The sequence below is a fragment of the bacterium genome, from assembly GCA_021372775.1.
GTDB lineage: Bacteria > Acidobacteriota > Polarisedimenticolia > J045 > J045 > JAJFTU01.
Genome location: JAJFTU010000340.1, coordinates 1 through 1642, shown reverse-complemented (window position 1 = coordinate 1642; position 1642 = coordinate 1). Strand labels below are relative to the sequence as shown.

1 protein-coding gene is annotated in these 1642 nt (G+C 77.0%); it reads left to right on the top strand.

Going from position 1 to position 1642, the window contains the following annotated elements; genetic code table 11:
• Window positions 1-269 precede the first annotated feature (269 nt).
• Window positions 270-1388, top strand: a complete 1119-nt coding sequence (locus LLG88_11435) for a glycerate kinase (GenBank protein MCE5247512.1) — start codon at window positions 270-272, stop codon at window positions 1386-1388.
• Window positions 1389-1642: the final 254 nt, after the last annotated feature.

The window sequence follows — 1642 nt, the reverse complement described above, 5'->3', positions numbered from 1 at the left end:
CGTGGGGGACGTGCCCGCGTTCGACGTCGTCGGCGCGCGCGCCGCGGGGATCGAGCCGCTGCTGCTCGACCCGCACGGCGTCCACGCCGACGTCGACGCGCCGCGGCTCGCCTCCCTCGCCGATCTTCCCGCGGCGCTCGGATTGGCGGGCGCGTGCGCGCTCCCGCGGCGCTGAGGCGCGGGGCGCGAAGGACTGGAGGACGCGTGTTCGCTCCCGCGGCGCCGAGGCGCGACGGGAGCGGTGCGCGGCGCGAAGGACTGGAGGGGGCGTGAACGTTCTGGTGGCGATGGAGGGGTTCGCCGGCGCGCTCGATTCGGTCGAGGCGTGCGCGGCGGTGCGGCGCGGCCTGCTTCCCGCGCGCCCCGACTGCAGCGTCGAGATGCGGCCGATGGCCGACGGCGGGCAGGGCACGGCGCGGGCGCTCCTCGCCTCGCGCGGCGGCGCCTGGATCCCGGTCCGCGTGCGCGGGCCGCTGCCGGGACAGGAAGTCGAAGCGGGCATGGCCTGGCTGCCGCGCGACAAGACCGCCTTCATCGAGTGCGCCGCGGCGGCGGGTCTGGCGCTCGCCCCGCGCGACCGGCGCGACCTGCTGCGCGCGACGTCGTACGGCGTCGGCGAGTTGATCGCCGAGGCGACGCAACTCGGCGCGGAGAAGCTGCTGGTCGGCGCCGGGGCGACGATGTCCACCGACGGCGGGATCGGCATGGCCGCGGCGCTCGGCTTCCGCTTCCTCGACGCGGAGGGAAAGGACGTCGAGCTCTGCGCGCGCGGGCTGGGCCGGATCGCGACGATCGCGCCGCCGGCGTCGCTCGACCTGCCGCCGATGCAGGTGCTGCACCACGTGGACAATCCGCTGCTCGGGCCGAACGGCGCGGCGCGCGCGCTGGCGCCGCGCAAGGGCGCCGACGCGGAGCAGGTGGAGTTGTGCGAGGCCGGGCTGCGGCGCCTGACGGAGCTGACGCGGCGCCAGCTCGGGCGCGAGGCGGCCGACCTGCCGGGCTCGGGGGCGGCGGGCGGGCTCGCCTTCGGGGCGGCGGCGTTCCTGGGCGCGACGCTCGCGCCGGGGGCGCGCGCGATCCTCGCGACGATGCGGCTGCCGGAGGAGATGCCGCGCTTCGACTTCGTGCTGGTGGGCGGGCCGCGCCTGACGGCGGACGAGCTGAAGAACAAGCCGGCGGGGCTGGTGGCGCGGATCGCGCGCGCCCTCGGGAAGCCGGCGGCGGCGATCGTCGGCGGGGTCGAGATCGGCGCGGCGGCGTGGCGCGAGGCGGGGATTTCCAGCGTCACGCAGATCTCGCCGGAGGGGTGGTCGACCGCGGAGCTTGAGCGGGCGATCGCCGACGCGGCGGCCGACTTCGGGCGCAAGAGGTTGCCGCCCGCTGATTGATCGTCGCGCGTTGGGGGCATTGCGGCGGTGGGGGTGCGCGACGCCGTTGTGCCGCGCAAGGCCGCGCGCTGCGGGGAACGCAGGGGCTGAGCGTTGCGGGGGACGCCGGGCCGTCTTGTTGCGCCGCTCCGATGTGGCATGGCCGTCGCCGTCGCCGTGCCCGCGCGATCCGCGGGACGAGAGGCTCGCGCGTTGCGGGGACGCAGGACGTCTTGCTGCGCCGCTCCGATGCGGCATGACGGTCGCTGATGCAG